Source organism: Sulfitobacter sp. HI0129, assembly GCF_001635395.1.
GTDB lineage: Bacteria > Pseudomonadota > Alphaproteobacteria > Rhodobacterales > Rhodobacteraceae > Sulfitobacter.
Genome location: NZ_LWGH01000944.1, coordinates 1 through 374, shown reverse-complemented (window position 1 = coordinate 374; position 374 = coordinate 1). Strand labels below are relative to the sequence as shown.

The 374-nt window shown below is 61.8% G+C and carries 1 protein-coding gene; it reads left to right on the top strand.

The annotated features are described in order from the left end of the window. On the top strand, positions 1 to 374 hold a 374-nt coding region (locus tag A3764_RS25460), incomplete at both ends, for a ParB/RepB/Spo0J family partition protein (RefSeq protein ID WP_443069405.1).

The following is a 374-nucleotide window of genomic DNA, read 5'->3' as shown; positions in this document are numbered from 1 at the left end:
CATATCGCGAACCTGCTGCGCCTTCTGAAACTGCCGGAGCGGGTGCTGGCGATGGTGCGGGACGGATCGCTGAGTGCTGGTCACGCGCGGGCCCTGATCCCCGCGGCAGAGCCGGAAAAGCTTGCCCGGGCAGTGGTTGAAAAGGGCCTGTCCGTTCGGGCGACCGAGGCACTGGTGAAGAGAGAACAGGAACCAGCGAAATCGCCCGGTTCGACCCGAAGCCGCCGTACAGAGGGTGAGGAAAAGGATGCCGATACCAAGGCGCTTGAAGGTGATCTTTCGGCCAACCTTGGTATGAAGGTCACCTTGAGCCATACTGCAGGCGGGGAGGGTGGCCAGTTGACCGTCACCTATGAAACCCTCGACCAACTGGA